Here is a 15428-nt window from a genome sequence, read left to right as displayed (position 1 = left end):
TGGAACCTTTGGGGACGGCCGTGCGCCGACCCCACATGGATTGCGCTTAACTGACTGACACTAGCCACTCAGAATCACTTTTTCGCTACAAGCTGATGTCGAGCCTGCCTCACTCTTTCACCGCGCCGGGGAGAATGTCAGGCGTTGACGGGCGAGGCGGTTGGGGGGCTGACTCAGTTTCCAGGTGTGCCAGTTTGCGCCGGGCGATTTCCGCACCCCGGCGTCGCAAGGGTGTTTCGATGAAGCGGTAGTTCAGCTCAGCGCATACCAGCATGATTGCCACCGCTGTCAGTAGCAGTTCGGTGGTGAAACCCTGAGCAAGTGTAAGTCCTTGTTCCGTGGCAACCCGCGACCATATTTCAGTGCTCAGGTGATAGGCAAACACATGAATCACATACAGTGCGTACGAGCGCGAGCCTAGCCATTCCAGCACAAGAGACAGTGGCGAAGGGCTGAACACATAGCCTTTCTGGTAGCTGGCCAGCCAAACGAGAATGACCGACACGATCGCGACCAGGCCGTAGGCAATCGGTGTCGAACTCAATTGCGCACCCGCGGCACCGAGCATGTAAAGCAAGAACAGAGTCACACCCAGACGTTTGAGCAGGCTACTGCGCAGGACTATCGGTTCCATCTGTTTGTAGAGGTCGGTGCGGGTGAACATGCACAGTAAAATGCCCCACATCATGGCATCCAGACGGAATGAAAACAGCATGGCCGCCGGGGCAGGAGCGAACATGTTGCGATCAAGACCGAACTGCGCAGCAATCAGCAGCAGCAACACGATGACTCGCCAGCGCTGCGAGGTAACCAACAATAGGAACAGGGGGAAAATGAAATAAAACTGCTCTTCCAGTGCCAGACTCCAGTAAACGGAATTGGGACCCAGCAACATTCCATATTGATTCGCGAGGTTACCGCTGAAGGTGGCAACTGCTGTGAAACTGCGAACGTTGTTGAACCAGGAATCAAATGCATTGGATTGGTTATAGAAAATCGAAAAGAACAGCGGAATCAGTACCCAGAGCCAAGCTGTAGGCAGCAGTCGGTACGCACGCCGCAGCCAGAAGGTAAAGGTCGCAAGACCGTAGCTACCCTGTTGCCGGTGTTTGTCGAAGTAGTCCAGATAACTTTTGCTTACAACGTAGCCTGAGATGCAGAAAAATAAATCCACCCCTGACCCCATGGCATACAGATTGAACACACGGGAAAAAAAGTCTTTGTAGAACGGCAGCAGCATCGACAGATGCGCGAAGAGGGTCAGGCCAATCGCCATGCCACGCAGGTATTCGATTTCCAGGTTTTTCTTGCTACTCATCGAACGCTCTACATTCATTATTGGTTTTCATCTGCGGCCGCCAGTCAGCTTGATTGACCGGCAGTTGTCATTCGGGCGCCTGGCTGCTCAGCGCTAGGCAGACAGCGGCTTGCGGGCAATGATCACCTGACTTTTTGCCACGGCCGCATCCAGCGCCTGCTTGAGCTGCGGACCGCGTGGGGAGTCAAGAATCAGCCGCCACATTTCAGCCCAGTGATTGAGCAGCGGATGATCGGCATTGTAGAGATCGACCTTAGTCTCCCAGAACAGCAACATCCACATCGACCAGTAGAAGCCGAACTGGCTGTGACTGATCACTTCCAGGCCGGCATCACCAACCATCTGCTTGAACTGCTCTTCGCCGATGACCCGGATGTGATTGGGCTTCTGGAAATATTGCTCGGAGGCAATGCCCTTTTGCAGGTGTTCGGAGCTGGGGTGGGGAACACTGAGCAAGTACAAGGCGCCTGGCTTGCCAACCCGCACCAGTTCTGCGAGAAACTGCGCCGGATCGTCCACGTGTTCGATCACTTCGGTGGACACAATGCGCGTGGCAATGGCGTCAGGCAATGGCAGCGGGTTGCAGTCCGTGACATAGCATTCGACATCACGCGCCGGGGTGTCCTTGAGGCGCTCGCCGGTAGCTGCAATCTTTGCGGCGTCGATGTCAGCGACAATGATTTTCGCGCCGCTCATCGCACAATAACGCACGTTGCCGCCGTCCCCACAACCGACGTCCAACACCGTGTCCTCAGGGGAAATCTTGAACCCGGTATACAGCTCGTGGATTTGCTGATTGAACCAGCCACTGAGCATGGCATCTTCCAGGCCCAGCTGGTAGGAGTCGACCTTGGGCGGGGTGGCTGCCGCAACTTCTGCCTGCATCGGAGCGGTTTTTTTGCCCGCCGTAAGTTTTTTCAGAAGGCTCAGCATGAGGTGGCTCCAGTGTGGGGGTCGCTGCTTGCGTAGGGTTTACGGGCAATAATCACTTGGCTTTTGGGCATGAATCCGTCCAGCATCTGTTTGATCGCCAGCCCGTCGGGTTGCGCCAGCAAGTCCTGCCAGGTACGCGCCCAACTCTCCATCAACGGTGAGAACGGTGGCGTGATCCGGTCACGCACCGCCCCGCCCAGGTCACGCCCGGCCGCACGCTCGCCGGCCCAGAAAAAGATCATGCCCATGACCCAGAAAAAGCCTGCGGCCTGACGATGCTCGATCACCAGCCCAGCGTCTTCAACCAACGCGGCAAAGCGTTCCGGGGTGAAGATCTGTACATGGTTGGGCGATTGAAAATAGCCAGCGGGCGCGATGCCCTTTTGCAGGTGTTCACCTACCGGCGCCGGCACACTCAGCAGGTACAACGCGCCGGGGCGTCCCACGCGCACCAGTTCGGCCATGAACGGCTCGGGCTGATCGATGTGCTCAAGCACTTCCATGCACACGACCTTGCTTGCACAGCCATCGGCCAAGGGCAGCGGCAGGCTGTTGCTCACCAGCCCCAGGCTCGGCTTGTCTGACTGGGCTTCCACTTGCCGGGCGAGGTCGCGGACCTTGTCGTGCTCGCTGTCGGTGAAGATCACCGACGCACCCTGGCGCACCGCAAACAACGTCGCCACACCTTCACCGCAACCGACGTCCAGCAAGGTGTCGTCCGCCGTGATGGCGAAGCCCTTGAGCAACTCACCGCTGTCACCCGAAAACCAGCCGTCGAGCACGGCGTCGTGCAGACCCACATCCCTGGGCGAAACCGGGCTCGGCACAATCGGTAACGGTTTGGATTTCACCGCTGGAAACAGGCGTTTCATCAGTGCGCGGATCATGCCTTGGGGGTTTCCATGGCAGACACCGCACGGGCCTTGAACAGCCGAGCAAAAAATCCTTCAAGGCGTTGTTCAGCGGTTGCCTGGCTGCAGAAGGTTTCGAGACTGGCCACCGCATGGGTGGACATCTGTGCGTAACGCCCGGGATCGTCTTTGGCAACCTCGTAGCTAGCCCGATAAGCCCTGCACAACGACGCCCAATTGGTGACGTATCGCAGGGTGCGGAATGCCCTTCGCGGGTCGTGAGGCCAGGCGGTCAGTTCGTCAGTGGTATCGATCAGGAAAGCGTTGTCGACATCCAGGTAATCGATCATCGCCGTGGTGCGTGGCGCCACCGCCGGCTTGCCGCAGGACATGAACTCCATCAACGGCAGACACTGGCCTTCACCGTAGGATGTGTTCACCACATAACTGGTAGCCTGAACCAGACGCTCGTAGTCCGCATCCGCGAGGTAGCCGTAAATCAGTACGATACGGCAGCGATAAGACTGGTTTTTGTACAAGTGGTGAAGAATGTCGGTCAGCGCTTCTTCGGCATCGTGGTGGGTCAGTTTGAGCACCAGCGTCGCGTCTTCCACCTCGCGGAAGGTCACGCAGAAGGCACTGAGCATGTCTTCCCAGTTCTTGCGCCCGTCACTTGGGTTGAATACCGAGGTGTAGATCACTCCGTCGAGGACTAAATCATGCTCGCGAGCCGGCGCCTGGAAATCGATACCTTTGCCGGCGCGCAAATGCGCAGGACCAAAGGCACGCAGGTCGAGCTGGCGACTGTCTGCCAACAATCCCCTGATCTTCAATCGCACCTGACGGGCCAGCGGCTGGCGCTGTAACTGTGCACCCCGCGAGGCAAAACGGTCCCACACCGGCGCGGGTACTGCCACGATCGGATAATCGGCGCCCATTGCCTCGCGCACTGCATTGACGGTGTAGCTGGAATGGGTAATCGCCGCGCCTGACGCCCGCAATACGGTACGCCAGTCATTGTGCGGTTCACCGGCAAATGGCTCGTTGGGAATGGTACTGAACTCCCATGCGAACACCGCCAGGGTCGGACAGGCAAAATGTACCGGTGTGCGATGAGGCGGCGAGAACGACAGGAACACACAATCTTCCCCACGGGACAGGCAGTCGAGGTACAGGGCATCGACTTCGGTCTGCGGGTCGCTGACTTCCACCACCGTCCCCAATCGCTCCAGCACCGGCCGGTATTCCTTGAGCACGAAGTAATAGCTGTACTCCGAGCGCCCAAGGTTCTGGGCGATGGTGTGCTGGTTGGTTTCCGAATGAATGATGATCAGCATGAGGCGTTATCCGTCACAGCTGTTGCCTGCGAAGTCAGCGGTGCCAACCCGAAAAAATCCGACAGGCGCTGTTGCACCGGGGCGAAAGCGCAGTAGTCGTACATGCGTTCGATGGCGGCGCGAGACATACGCTGATAATCCTGCGGTTGCTCCTTGGCCATTCGATAGCTGTTTTCGTAAGCCGTTTTCAACGATCCCCAGTCCGGCCGATAGCGCAGGGTGCGGTAGATGATGCGACTGTCCTGAGGCCAGATGGTCAGCTCTTCGCTGGACTCGACCACGAACGCCACGCGCTCGTCGATGTAATCCTCCATCGCCGTGTGGTCCGGAGCGATCACCGGTTTGCCACTGGCCATGAACTCCATCAACGGCAGGCACAGGCCCTCGCAGCGTGAAGCGTTGACGTAGTAACTGGCGGCTTCGTAGAGCCGGGCGTATTGCGGATCGTCCAGATAACCGTGCATCACCACCACCCGACAGGCGAACGGCGACAGCTGCGCCAACAAGGTCATCAGTTCGGTGTAGTAGGACGACAGATCGTTGTGGGTAATCTTCAGCACCAGCGTGGCGTCCTCGGTTTCGCGGAAAGCCCAGCAGAACGCCGAGATCAGCCGATGCCAGTTCTTGCGACCGTCTTGAGGGTTGAACACGCTGACGTAGATCACGCCGTCCACATCGGTTTCGACCTGGGCGGTGGTGTCGGGATAATCGATCGGGGCAGGCTCGGGTGCCACTATCGACTGCGGGCCGGCGATGGCCGGCAGGACCCTCGCCAGTCGGTAATGGGCAGCGTCCGACAAAAGATCGCGAATCCCCTCCCAGTACCACTGGCTCAGGAAATGCGTGCGATGAACCGGCACCGGTTGCGCCTTGCCCAGATCCAGCGCCCACAGGCGCAGGTAATGGCGAGCAATGACCACGCGGCGCTTTAGCGTCAGCGGTGGCGGCCGCAAGGCTTCCAGTTCCGCCAGTTGCTCGGCGGTCAGCGGCACGGGAATCAGCGCATCGGCAGACAGCCCGAGCGTGCGGCTATCGAAGATGCAGCCCTTGATGTCGAGGGTCGATCCCGAGTTGACCGGCCTGCTGGTGTGGCAGCTACGAATGGCCGAGAAGTTTTCCCATATTGGTGTCGGCAAGACCAACACCGGGAAGTCTTCGCCCATGGCCCGACGAATCGCCCGGGCGGTGTGACTGGAGAGCGTGATCACCCGCCCCTGGCGCGCGAACATTTGCGTCCAGTCCTGTCGCGGATCGTTGTCCCACTGCTCATCGGGAATCGAGTCGAACTCCCAGGCGACTACACAGATCGTCGGGCACTCAAGGTCGTTCGGGGTTTTCTGCGGCGGAGTGAAGGACAGGAACAGGCTGTCTTCGCCGACGGCAAGCAATTGTCGATAGAGGGGGTCGACCTCGGCAGTGGAGGACACCACATGCACCCGCCCAAGGCTTTCGAGCACCGGGCGATAAGCCTTGAGCACGAAGTAATAACTGTATTCGGGACGACCGAGGCTCTGGCTGATGGAACTGTCGTTGACGTCCGAGTAAAGAATGAAATTCATGGCATCCCACGATGAAACTGCCGTCCCGGCAGCCTCACTCTATGACGGCAAAACCATGGATCGAGTCGGTATTTGCCGGCCCTCGTCCATCGTCTTCTTGCCCGTCTACGTTCTTGTTTTAGTGGTCAGTTTCGCGGAGTTTCAGAACAACCCGCCGAACCCTGGACGATCATGACGAGGGGCATTCTAAACACATCCGCCGAGGGTTCGTGAACCGTCCGGCGAGAATAAATCAGGCTACGCTGACGAGAACTGACCGGTCACGGTGGGACTTATTGAAATTGCCGCGCAATTGGCACAGATTGGCTACCAAACAACTACAACAACGACTTCGCATACCAGACATTTCCGAGAAAGCAGCCTCTGCTTTCCGGTTTTACCTAGTAAAGACTGGGGTTGCCGAAGTTTGCTCATTGAGGGGGCTGCTGCTTGAAGAAGCGTCTGTTCGTTACGGGTCTGAGTGGATTCGTAGGACGTCACATCCAATCCCGTCTGAACTCTTCTGACTCGGGTTGGGAATTGTCGCCCGTCCCATCCCGTTATGACCTGTGTGAACCCAAAAGCCTCGACGGCCTGTGGCCGCATATGCCGGATGCGGTGATTCATCTGGCAGGGCAAACTTTCGTCCCCGAAGCCTTTCGCGACCCGGCTAAGACTTTTCAGGTCAACCTGCTAGGCACCCTGAACCTGCTGCAAGCCCTCAAGGCGCGGGGCTTCAACGGTACTTTCCTGTATGTCAGCTCCGGCGATGTCTACGGCCAGGTCAGCGAAAGCGCCTTGCCGATCGACGAACGCCAGCCACCCTGCCCGCGCAACCCGTATGCCGTGAGCAAGCTCTCGGCGGAAATGCTGTGTCTGCAATGGGGCATGACCGAAGGCTGGCCCGTGCTAGTCGCGCGTCCCTTCAACCACATCGGCACCGGGCAGCTGGACAGCTTCGTCATCGCCAGCGCCGCCCGGCAGATCTGCCGGATCAAGCTCGGCTTGCAAGCGCCTGAACTTGAAGTGGGCGACATCGACGTGACGCGCGACTTTCTCGATGTCCGCGATGTCGTCTCCGCCTACCTGGCATTGCTTGAACGCGGTGCGCCCGGGCAGGTCTACAACATCTGCTCCGGTGTCGAGCAGAGCATCCGCGCCCTGATCGAGCAACTGGCCGATCTGGCCCAGGTCGATATGCAACTGATTCAAGACCCTGCGCGTCTGCGCCGCGCAGAACAGCGTCGCGTCTGTGGCAGCCATGCCAAGCTGCACCAGGCCACAGGATGGGCGCCTGAACTTACAACACAACAATCCCTGCGGGCGATCCTGTCCGACTGGGAGTCACGGGTACGACAAGAATGACAAAAAGTGCATTGATCACAGGGGTCACCGGACAAGACGGCGCCTACCTCGCCAAGCTGCTGCTCGACAAGGGCTATAAAGTCCACGGCCTGGTAGCACGGCGCAGCAGCGACTCGCGCTGGCGTCTGCGCGAAATGGGCGTCGAAGGTGACATCGTCTATCTGGACGGCGACATGGCAGACGCCTGTTCGGTGCAGCGTGCAGTGATCAAGTCGGCTCCCGATGAAGTCTATAACCTGGCAGCGCAAAGCTTTGTCGCCGCGTCCTGGGACCAACCCGTGACTACCGGGATCGTCGACGGGCTGGGTGTGACCCACCTGCTTGAAGCGATTCGTCAGTGCAGCCCGCACACCCGTTTCTACCAGGCTTCGACCAGCGAGATGTTTGGCCTGATCCAGGCCGAGCAGCAGGACGAAAACACTCCGTTTTATCCGCGCAGCCCGTATGGCGTGGCCAAACTCTACGGCCACTGGATCACCGTGAACTACCGCGAAAGCTTCAACCTGCATGCCAGTAGCGGCATCTTGTTCAACCACGAATCACCGCTGCGTGGAATCGAGTTCGTGACCCGCAAAGTCACCGATGCCGCCGCCCGCATCAAACAGGGCAAGCAGCAGGAGTTGCGCCTGGGCAACATCGACGCCAAGCGCGATTGGGGCTTTGCCGGCGACTACGTCGAAGCCATGTGGCTGATGCTGCAACAGGACAAGGCCGATGACTTCGTAGTCGCCACAGGTGTGACCACCACGGTGCGCGAGATGTGCCAGATCGCCTTCGAGCATGTCGGCCTCGATTACCGTGACTTCGTGAAGATCGATCCGGCGTTTTTCCGCCCGGCCGAAGTCGACGTGCTGCTGGGTAATCCGGCCAAGGCGCAACGGCTGTTGGGCTGGAAACCAAAAACAGATTTGCAGACCCTGATCCGCATGATGATGGATGCGGACATGAAACGCGTCGCCAAGGAGTAGGCCATGCTGATTCCCGTGATTCTTTCAGGGGGGGCCGGAACCCGGCTGTGGCCGGTTTCGCGTGAAGGACATCCCAAGCCTTTCATGACCCTGCCCGATGGCCAGACACTGCTAGGCAAGACCTATCAGCGCGCGGCCGGGCTGCTCGGCACACACGGCGATATCGTCACGGTGACCAACCGTGACTACTACTTTCAAAGCAAAGATTACTATCAGGACGCCCATCTGGGTCATCACCGCGGACACTTCGTGCTCGAACCGGTAGGCCGCAATACCGCCCCGGCCATCGCCGCCGCCGCCCTGTCGCTGCAGGCATTGCATGGCAACGAAGCGATTCTGGTGGTGATGCCGGCTGACCACCTGATCCAGAACGAAGAGGCTTTCAAGACCGCCGTCAGGCATGCCGTGAAACTGGCCGAGGCCGGACATCTGGTGACCTTCGGTGTGATCCCGACGGCACCGGAGACCGGGTTCGGTTACATCGAACGCGGTGAGTCGCTGGACGAGCAAGGCGCGGCCAAGGTCGCACGCTTCGTCGAAAAACCCGACCTGCAAACCGCCACGCATTACCTGGAAAGCGGCAATTTCCTGTGGAACTCGGGCATGTTCTGCTTCTCGGTCGGCACCTTGCTGGCGGAGTTGCAGCTCCACGCCCCGCAACTGCTGGAACAAGCCGACGCGTGCCTGGCGGCCAGCGCCACAGTCGAGACCGGCGGCTGCCTGCAACAGGAATTGTCGGCGACACATTTCGCCGAAATGACTGATATTTCTATCGACTATGCCTTGATGGAGCGTTCCGACAAGGTGGTGGTGGTGCCTGCCGGCTTCGATTGGAGCGACATCGGCTCATGGGGGGCGGTCAGTGCCCTGGTTGCGGCCGACGCGCAGAACAACCGCGCCAGTGGCGAAGCGCTGTTCATCGACAGTCACAACAACTTCGTCCAGAGCGATGGCCGCATGATCGCGACCGTAGGCGTGGATAACCTGATCGTCATCGACACCGCCGACGCCGTACTCGTGGCCCACGCCGACCGCGCGCAAGACGTGCGCAAGGTGGTCAAACAGCTCAAAGAGAAAGAGCACGAAAGCTATCGCCTGCACCGTACCGTCAGCCGGCCGTGGGGCACTTACACCGTGCTGGAGGAAGGCCCGCGCTTCAAGATCAAACGCCTCGTGGTCAAACCCGGCGCCAAGCTGTCGCTGCAAATGCACCACCACCGCAACGAACATTGGGTGGTGGTCGAAGGCATGGCCAAGGTCACCAACAACGGTTCGGGATCGCATCTGGTGGCTAAAAACGAGTCCACCTTCATTGCCGCCGGGCACAAGCATCGTCTGGAAAACCCGGGGGTGATCGATCTGGTGATCATTGAAGTGCAAAGCGGTGAGTATCTGGGAGAGGACGATATCGTCCGCTTCGAAGATCAGTACGGCAGGACGGTCTGAATGTTGCTCAACGTGTATCACTCGCTGTGGAGCTACCGGGGTTTCATCCTCGGTAGCGTCAAGCGAGAGTTCCAGTCGCGCTATCGCAACTCGTTGTTCGGTGCCCTGTGGACCGTGCTCAACCCGCTTTCAATGATCGTCGTCTACACCGTGATCTTTTCCCACATCATGCGCGCCCGCTTGCCGGGCGTGGATGACGGCATGGCCTACAGTGTCTACCTCTGCGCCGGATTACTGACCTGGGGCCTGTTTTCGGAAATCACCTTGCGCAGCCAGAACATGTTTCTGGAAAACGCCAATCTGCTGAAGAAAATCAGCTTCCCGAGAATCTGTTTACCGGTGATCGTGCTGCTCAATGCCGGCATCAACTTCGCGATCATCATCGGGCTGTTTCTGGGTTTTCTACTGATCACCGGGCGACTGCCGGGCATCGCCTTGCTGGCGCTGGTGCCACTATTGGCCTTACAGGTGATCTTCTGCGCTGGACTGGGGATGATTCTTGGCGTGCTGAACGTATTCTTTCGCGATGTCGGACAGTTATTCAGCATTTGCCTGCAATTCTGGTTCTGGCTGACGCCGATCGTGTACCCGATGGCGATCCTTCCCGAGTGGGTCCAGCGCCTGCTGCAACTCAACCCCCTGACCAACCTGATCAGCAGTTACCAGAACCTGTTCCTCTACGGCCAATGGCCGATATGGAGTTCCCTGCTGCCGATCCTGGTGATCGGTGTGTTGTTCTGCGTGATCGGCCTGCGACTGTTTCGCCAACGGGTCGGCGAAATGGTGGATGAACTCTGATGGGGCACATACGCGTTACCGGCCTGGGCAAGGCTTACAAGCAGTACCCCAGCCGCTGGAGTCGACTGGCCGAATGGCTGATCCCGTTTTCGCCGATCCGCCATCGCCAGCACTGGGTGCTGCAAGGTGTGGAGTTCGAGATTGCCCCCGGCGAAGCGGTGGGCATCGTCGGGGTTAATGGTGCCGGCAAAAGCACCTTGCTGAAGATGATCACCGGGACCACCCAGCCATCCTGTGGACAGATTCAGCTCGAAGGCCGGGTGGCCGCGCTGCTGGAACTGGGCATGGGCTTTCATGCGGATTTCACCGGTCGGCAGAACGCGGTCATGGCCGGGCAACTGCTGGGCATGCCGATCGAAGAGATCGAAGCCCTGATGCCCGAAATCGAACGTTTCGCGGAAATCGGCGACGCCATCGATCACCCCGTACGCACCTATTCAAGCGGTATGCAGATGCGTCTGGCCTTCAGCGTGGCTACCGCCCGGCGCCCCGACATCCTGATCGTCGATGAAGCCCTGTCGGTAGGCGACGCCTACTTCCAGCACAAGAGCTTCGAGCGCATCCGCAGCTTTCGCAAAGCCGGTACCACGCTGCTGATCGTGTCCCACGACCGGTCGGCCATCCAGTCGATCTGTGATTCGGCGATCCTCCTGGAAAACGGTCGCATGGCCATGCATGGCACACCCGAAGCCGTCATGGATTACTACAACGCCTTGCTCGCCGAACGGGAAGGCCAGACCGTGCGTCAGGAAATGCTCGCCAGCGGACAAGTGCAAACCGTTTCCGGCACCGGCGAAGCCGCAATCCTCAGCGTGCGCTTGCTGGATGAGCACGAACGCACCATCGACGCCGCCGAAGTCGGTCAGCCGGTGGTACTGGAGGTGCAGGTCGAAGTCCGCCAGGACATCGAACGGCTGGTGCTGGGTTTCATGATCAAGGATCGCCTGGGCCAGGCCATGTACGGGATCAACACCCATCGCCAGGATCAGGCGCTGACCGACCTGCAGGCCTCTGAGCGAGTCACCTACCGCTTTGTCTTCGTCATGGGCCTTGGCAAGGGCAACTATTCCGTTGCCCTGAGCCTGTCTCGGCTGGATTCGCACCTGGACCGCAATTTCGAATGGCGCGACTACGGCCTGGTGTTCCACGTCATCAACAACCGGCATGAAGACTTCGTCGGCTGCTCATGGCTGGGCGCGAAAACCACCATCACCCGCACAACCGCACAGGGTGTTTCGGAGATCGCGTCATGACTCGCCTGCTGGTGGAATGCACCCATGTGTTCCAACACCCCAAGGTCAATTCGGGCATTCAGCGGGTGGTGCGCAACGTCATCAATCAACTGTCGGAAAACGTCGACGACGCAGAATGCATTCCCGTCGTGATGCTCAAGGGCAAGCTCTATCGAGTGCTGAAACTGGGCCCTTTGAACACTCCGTTTTTCGATAGGTTGATGGCATTCGGCGGACGCCTGGAGCGCCTGGCGCATCGCTACTGCCAACTGCACCAACGTCTCGACAAACAGTGCACTTCGCGATGGACCCAGCGAGCGTTGTATGTGGCTTACCGCCTCACGGCACTGTCAGTATTCAGCGTTCCGTTGCGCCTGATTGATCAGGTCAACCAGTATCAACTGCCCAAGCGTTGCTCGCCGCTGCAGCATCAACCAGGGGATCAACTGGTGCTGCTGGACTCGTCCTGGCATACCGATTTTTTCCCGTTTGCCGAACAACTCAAACGCGAAGGCGTGGGCATCGTTTCGGTGGTCTATGACCTGATTCCCCTGACTCACCCGCAATTCTACGACACACGGCTGGTGCAGATTTTCAACGAGTGGTTCGACTGGATCAGCCAAACCGCCGACGGTTACGTGGCGATTTCCTCCACGGTGCGCGATCAGGTGCGTGAAGAATTGCATCGCCGGGTCGGACCGGCGAAAGCCGAAACATTGTGGTTCGACTATTTCCACCTCGGCTCCGAACTGGACCTGAGCGAATCCACCGCTGCCGTGGAGCCGCGCCTGGCCCGGTTGTTCACAACACCGGAACCGGTATTCCTGATGGTCAGTACCATCGAGCCGCGAAAGAACCACGACTATCTGCTCGACGCCTTCGAGCTTGCCTGGACAGCGGGCTCTAAAGCACGACTGTGCATTGCCGGCAGAGTCGGCTGGAAGTGCGATGCCCTGCTCGACCGTGTGCGTAAGCACCCGGAGCTGAACCAACGACTGTTCATGTTTAACGACCTGAGCGACACCAGTCTCGAACATGCCTACTCTCACGCCAGTGCACTGGTATTTCCGTCCTACGTCGAAGGCTTCGGCCTGCCGCTGGTGGAGGCGATGCAGCGCGGCCTGCCGGCGATGGGCAGCGACATTCCGGTGTTCCGCGAGATTGGCGGTGAATTCATGGCCTATTTCGATCTCGCGGCCCCGCAAAGCTTGGTTGATTTGGTCACCCACATGGAAAACACCGGGACTTTCCCGGCCGCGCGCAAGGTGAGCGAATGGCGCTGGTTCGGCTGGCGCGAGGCCAGTGCACAATTGATCGAGCGAGTCCTGCGCAACCTGAAGAGGACTCCGGTAGCCGTTGAGAGGCAACATGCAGATTGCCCTTAACGCACGAATCCTGCAGGCACCCCGAACCGGTATCGGCCACTACCTAGCCGAACTGGTCAATGCACTGACCCATGAGCCTGACCTGGAACTGTCATTTTTCCACGGCTGGGGCTGGAGCTCGTCGCTACCGGCAGCAGCAATGCCCGGCTACTCACGACTGACTCCGTTGCTGCGGCAGATCCCCGGTGCCTATCAGGCACGTCGCTGGCTGGAACAACGGCGCTTCGACCAAGGACACTCGACGGCCATTGACCTCTACCACGAACCAAGTCTGTGGCCCCTGGCGTTCAAGGGCCCGACCATCATCACCCTGCACGACCTGACCCACCTGCACTACCCGTCGACCCAACCGGCAGCGCGGTTACGGGAGATTGAACGTCGACTGTGCCAAGGCGTGCGCCAGGCACGCCTGATCCTGACCGACTCACAGTTTGTCGCCGACGAGGCCCAGCGTTATTTCGGTCTCGGGCCCGAGCGCTTCGTGGTTGCCCCTCTGGGGGCTGCAGCGCGTTTTCATCCACGTTCGAAGCAGTTCTTGCAGCAGGCGCTGCACACTCACGGCGTGCAGCCACAGGGGTACTTTCTGTGTGTCGGTACTCTGGAGCCGCGCAAGAACCTGTCGCTGGCATTGCGTGCTCACGCGCAGTTGCCTGAAACAGTGCGTCAGCACTTTCCTTTACTGGTGGTGGGAATGGCCGGGTGGAAAGGCGACCAGCTCGTAAATGAATTACACACGGCGCTGGCAAGCGGTCATATCCGCCTGCTGGGGTACCTGCCGGATGAACAGGTCGCAGAACTGCTCGCCGGTGCCCGAGCGCTTGTTTTTCCGTCAATTTATGAAGGTTTCGGCCTTCCGGTTCTGGAGGCCATGGCCAGCGGTACTCCGGTGATATTGACCCGACGTTCGGCCATGCCGGAGGTCGCGGGTGCTGCAGGTAACTATATCGAGCCTGACGATTTGCACGGATTGAGCGAGGCCATGAGGCGTCTGGCCGACGATCAAGCGCATTGGCAGGCATGCCGAGAAGCAGGGTTGCGACAAGCGAAGCTTTTTTCCTGGGAGCGTTGCGCGGCGATTACAGCTAGCGCCTACCACCAGGCTCTGGGAGGTTGAATGCGCGTACTCCACTTTTTCAAAACGTATCTGCCCGACTCAGTCGGCGGTATCGAACAAGTGATCTTTCAATTGTGTGAGAGTGGCACCCAGCACGGCATCGAAAGCCAGGTTCTGACGCTTAGCGCTAACCCGAGCCCGGCAGTCATCCAACTGGGGCAGCATGAAGTTCATCGGGCCAAACTTGACGTGCAGTTCGCTTCCACCGGTTTCTCTTACAGCGTGTTCAAGCAGTTTCGGAAAATGGCCGCTGAGGCCGATGTGATCAATTATCACTTTCCGTGGCCATTCATGGACCTGGTGCATTTTTTCAGCGGCATGAACAAGCCCTGCGTAGTGACCTATCACTCCGACATTATTCGTCAGAAACACCTGCTCAAACTCTACCAGCCGCTGATGAACCGTTTTCTCGCCAGCGCCGACCGGATTGTCGCGGCATCACCGAACTACCTTCACACCAGCGACGTTCTTCAGAGCTTTCCAGACAAAACCCGGGTCATTCCCTATGGCCTGAACAAGTCAGGCTATCCAAAACCTGACACCGAACGTATGGCTTGTTGGCACGAGCGCCTGGGTGAGCGGTTTTTCCTGTTTGTGGGCGTCATGCGCTATTACAAAGGCCTGCACATCCTGCTCGATGCGCTCAAAGGCGTCGATTACCCGGTGGTGATTGTTGGTGCCGGGCCACTGGAGAATGAGCTGCACGCCCAGGCGGCAAGGCTGGGTCTGCGCAACCTGCATTTCCTTGGGCGCCTGGATGACGAAGACAAAGTCGCGCTGTTGCAGCTGAGCTACGCGATTGTGTTCCCGTCACACCTACGCTCCGAAGCATTTGGCATCTCCCTGCTCGAAGGGGCGATGTACGGTAAACCGATGATCTCCAGCGAAATCGGCACCGGTACCAGTTACATCAATATTCACGGTGAGACCGGGCTGGTGGTGCCTCCGAGTGATCCACAGGCGTTTCGCGAAGCCATGTGCACGCTATGGGAAAACCCTCTCCAGGCAGCGGAAATGGGTGTGAAGGCTGAAGCGCGTTACCGGCAGTTGTTTACCGCTGACGAAATGGGTCGCAAATGGACCGAGTTGTATCAGGAGTTACTGGCAGAGAAATCGCTGTCTTATGCGTAGCTCCCACACTGA

13 protein-coding genes are annotated in these 15428 nt (G+C 58.9%); 8 read left to right on the top strand and 5 right to left on the bottom strand.

Going from position 1 to position 15428, the window contains the following annotated elements:
* Positions 1–109: 109 nt before the first annotated feature.
* The 5 genes from AC1RJ3_RS13900 to AC1RJ3_RS13880 all read right to left on the bottom strand — a co-directional run bounded on the left by AC1RJ3_RS13900 (position 110) and on the right by AC1RJ3_RS13880 (position 5998).
* A complete protein-coding gene (locus AC1RJ3_RS13900) occupies positions 110–1318 on the bottom strand; it encodes an acyltransferase family protein (RefSeq protein ID WP_493079292.1) in 1209 nt (402 codons plus the stop codon).
* 93 nt (positions 1319–1411) lie between these two features.
* Positions 1412–2251, bottom strand: coding sequence for a class I SAM-dependent methyltransferase (locus tag AC1RJ3_RS13895; RefSeq protein WP_493079291.1), 840 nt, complete (start codon positions 2249–2251; stop codon positions 1412–1414).
* A complete protein-coding gene (locus AC1RJ3_RS13890) occupies positions 2245–3138 on the bottom strand; it encodes a class I SAM-dependent methyltransferase (RefSeq protein WP_493079290.1) in 894 nt (297 codons plus the stop codon). Before AC1RJ3_RS13890 ends, AC1RJ3_RS13895 begins: the two co-directional genes overlap by 7 nt.
* Positions 3135–4439, bottom strand: a complete 1305-nt coding sequence (locus AC1RJ3_RS13885; protein ID WP_493079289.1) for a glycosyltransferase — start codon at positions 4437–4439, stop codon at positions 3135–3137. Before AC1RJ3_RS13885 ends, AC1RJ3_RS13890 begins: the two co-directional genes overlap by 4 nt.
* Complete coding sequence (locus tag AC1RJ3_RS13880; protein ID WP_493079288.1) at positions 4433–5998, bottom strand: glycosyltransferase; 1566 nt, start codon at positions 5996–5998, stop codon at positions 4433–4435. The genes AC1RJ3_RS13885 and AC1RJ3_RS13880 overlap by 7 nt, the downstream gene beginning before the upstream one ends.
* A gap of 429 nt (positions 5999–6427) precedes the next feature.
* Here AC1RJ3_RS13880 and AC1RJ3_RS13875 point away from each other — a divergent pair, with 429 nt between their 5' ends.
* From AC1RJ3_RS13875 to AC1RJ3_RS13840, 8 genes are read left to right on the top strand one after another with little or no spacing between them, the layout of a single operon-like run.
* Positions 6428–7342 carry a GDP-mannose 4,6-dehydratase gene (locus AC1RJ3_RS13875; protein ID WP_493079287.1) on the top strand — a complete coding sequence of 305 codons (915 nt, stop codon included), beginning with the start codon at positions 6428–6430 and terminating at the stop codon, positions 7340–7342.
* Positions 7339–8310: a GDP-mannose 4,6-dehydratase gene (gene gmd / locus AC1RJ3_RS13870; RefSeq protein ID WP_493079286.1), complete on the top strand. Its 972-nt coding sequence runs from the start codon at positions 7339–7341 to the stop codon at positions 8308–8310. The genes AC1RJ3_RS13875 and gmd overlap by 4 nt, the downstream gene beginning before the upstream one ends.
* Positions 8311–8313: 3 nt before the next feature.
* Positions 8314–9756, top strand: coding sequence for a mannose-1-phosphate guanylyltransferase/mannose-6-phosphate isomerase (locus AC1RJ3_RS13865; protein WP_493079285.1), 1443 nt, complete (start codon positions 8314–8316; stop codon positions 9754–9756).
* The gene (locus AC1RJ3_RS13860) at positions 9757–10554 is read left to right on the top strand and encodes an ABC transporter permease (RefSeq protein ID WP_493079284.1); all 798 of its coding nucleotides are present in this window, start codon (positions 9757–9759) and stop codon (positions 10552–10554) included.
* Positions 10554–11807, top strand: a complete 1254-nt coding sequence (locus AC1RJ3_RS13855) for an ABC transporter ATP-binding protein (protein ID WP_493079283.1) — start codon at positions 10554–10556, stop codon at positions 11805–11807. The genes AC1RJ3_RS13860 and AC1RJ3_RS13855 overlap by 1 nt, the downstream gene beginning before the upstream one ends.
* Positions 11804–13171: a glycosyltransferase family 4 protein gene (locus AC1RJ3_RS13850; protein WP_493079282.1), complete on the top strand. Its 1368-nt coding sequence runs from the start codon at positions 11804–11806 to the stop codon at positions 13169–13171. Before AC1RJ3_RS13855 ends, AC1RJ3_RS13850 begins: the two co-directional genes overlap by 4 nt.
* Positions 13155–14285 carry a glycosyltransferase family 4 protein gene (locus tag AC1RJ3_RS13845; RefSeq protein ID WP_493079281.1) on the top strand — a complete coding sequence of 377 codons (1131 nt, stop codon included), beginning with the start codon at positions 13155–13157 and terminating at the stop codon, positions 14283–14285. The genes AC1RJ3_RS13850 and AC1RJ3_RS13845 overlap by 17 nt, the downstream gene beginning before the upstream one ends.
* Entirely contained in the window at positions 14286–15416 is a 1131-nt protein-coding gene (locus tag AC1RJ3_RS13840) for a glycosyltransferase family 4 protein (RefSeq protein ID WP_493079280.1), read from the top strand.
* Positions 15417–15428: the final 12 nt, after the last annotated feature.

This window comes from Pseudomonas sp. GW822-FHT04C11 (assembly GCF_058800905.1).
This window is presented reverse-complemented; position numbering and strand designations above follow the sequence as displayed.

Excerpts from the sequence above, each read along its gene's own strand:
- AC1RJ3_RS13900 (WP_493079292.1), bottom strand. The coding sequence starts at position 1,318 with ATGAGTAGCAAGAAAAACCTGGAAATCGAATACCTGCGTGGCATGGCG.
- AC1RJ3_RS13895 (WP_493079291.1), bottom strand. The coding sequence starts at position 2,251 with ATGCTGAGCCTTCTGAAAAAACTTACGGCGGGCAAAAAAACCGCTCCG.
- AC1RJ3_RS13890 (WP_493079290.1), bottom strand. The coding sequence starts at position 3,138 with ATGATCCGCGCACTGATGAAACGCCTGTTTCCAGCGGTGAAATCCAAA.
- AC1RJ3_RS13885 (WP_493079289.1), bottom strand. The coding sequence starts at position 4,439 with ATGCTGATCATCATTCATTCGGAAACCAACCAGCACACCATCGCCCAG.
- AC1RJ3_RS13880 (WP_493079288.1), bottom strand. The coding sequence starts at position 5,998 with ATGAATTTCATTCTTTACTCGGACGTCAACGACAGTTCCATCAGCCAG.
- gmd (WP_493079286.1), top strand. The coding sequence starts at position 7,339 with ATGACAAAAAGTGCATTGATCACAGGGGTCACCGGACAAGACGGCGCC.
- AC1RJ3_RS13865 (WP_493079285.1), top strand. The coding sequence starts at position 8,314 with ATGCTGATTCCCGTGATTCTTTCAGGGGGGGCCGGAACCCGGCTGTGG.
- AC1RJ3_RS13860 (WP_493079284.1), top strand. The coding sequence starts at position 9,757 with ATGTTGCTCAACGTGTATCACTCGCTGTGGAGCTACCGGGGTTTCATC.
- AC1RJ3_RS13855 (WP_493079283.1), top strand. The coding sequence starts at position 10,554 with ATGGGGCACATACGCGTTACCGGCCTGGGCAAGGCTTACAAGCAGTAC.
- AC1RJ3_RS13850 (WP_493079282.1), top strand. The coding sequence starts at position 11,804 with ATGACTCGCCTGCTGGTGGAATGCACCCATGTGTTCCAACACCCCAAG.
- AC1RJ3_RS13845 (WP_493079281.1), top strand. The coding sequence starts at position 13,155 with ATGCAGATTGCCCTTAACGCACGAATCCTGCAGGCACCCCGAACCGGT.
- AC1RJ3_RS13840 (WP_493079280.1), top strand. The coding sequence starts at position 14,286 with ATGCGCGTACTCCACTTTTTCAAAACGTATCTGCCCGACTCAGTCGGC.